This window comes from Okeania sp. (genome assembly GCF_983059655.1).
On sequence record NZ_CEZPJD010000791.1, the window covers coordinates 1 to 1,247 of the forward strand.

Sequence of the window (1,247 nt, forward strand, 5' to 3'; positions counted from 1 at the left end):
GAAATGCTCTGCAAAGAGCTATTAGCGGTCAGCTCTAACTAAAAGTAATAGCTGATAGCTGATGGCTGACGGCTGAATGCTTACTAAATAACTGATGAATTCAAACTCCCAAACTCAAACCCGCAAAGCAGACCATCTCAGAATTTGTCTGGAATCAGATGTCCAATTTCACAACATTACTAATGGTTTAGACCGCTACCGTTTTACCCATTGTTGTTTACCAGAACTAAACCGCAACGAAATAACCACAAACACTACTTTTCTGGGAAAACAATTAGGTGCGCCATTGTTGATATCTTCGATGACAGGTGGCACTGAACAAGCAAAAATGATTAATTATCGGTTAGCCAAAGTTGCTCAAAAATATAAAATAGCAATGGGAGTGGGTTCACAACGAGTGGCGGTGGAAAATTCCCAAGTGGCTGATACTTTTGCTGTGCGATCGCTCGCTCCGGATATTCTGCTATTTGCTAATCTAGGGGCAGTTCAACTAAATTATGATTATGGTATAGAGCAGTGTCAACAAGCGATCGACATCTTACAAGCAGATGCTCTGATTCTTCATCTTAATCCTTTGCAAGAGTGTATTCAAACTGAAGGTGATACAAATTTTCGTGGATTATTTGACAAAATATCAAAATTATGCTATATGTTGCCAGTGCCAGTTATTGCCAAAGAGGTCGGTAATGGCATTTCCGGAACAATGGCTCAAAAATTAATAGATGCTGGAGTAGCAGCAATTGACGTAGCTGGAGCTGGGGGGACTTCTTGGGCAAAAATTGAAGGGGAAAGAGCAACAGATATACGTCAGCGTAGGTTAGGAGAAACTTTTGCCAACTGGGGTATACCAACAGCAAAATGTATTACTGACATCCGCACCTTCAACTCAGACATTCCCCTCATTGCTTCTGGAGGTTTGCGGAATGGGGTGGATGTGGCAAAAGCGATCGCTCTGGGTGCAGACCTCAGTGGGCTAGCTTGGCCATTCCTTCAAGCTGCAGCTGAATCAGAAGAATCTCTAAATATATTAGTAGATATTTTAATAGCAGAAATTACAACAGTCCTATTGTGTACAGGCAATGCTAATTTATCTGAACTGAAAAAATCTGGCAGTCTAGAAAAGAGGGAATAGGGAGTTAGAAGTCAAAAGTCAGAAGTCAGAAGTCAGAAGTTAGTATACTACTGGACTGACACAGTGGGGCATGGAGCGGGTTTATCTAAATTTAATGTTGAGCAATTAACTTAAC

1 protein-coding gene is annotated in these 1,247 nt (G+C 41.1%); it reads left to right on the forward strand.

Features of this window, described 5'->3' with window-relative positions; genetic code table 11:
• The first annotated feature begins 94 nt into the window (after positions 1-94).
• Entirely contained in the window at positions 95-1,132 is a 1,038-nt protein-coding gene (gene fni / locus AC3DU7_RS28420; RefSeq protein WP_488042611.1) for a type 2 isopentenyl-diphosphate Delta-isomerase, read from the forward strand.
• Positions 1,133-1,247: the final 115 nt, after the last annotated feature.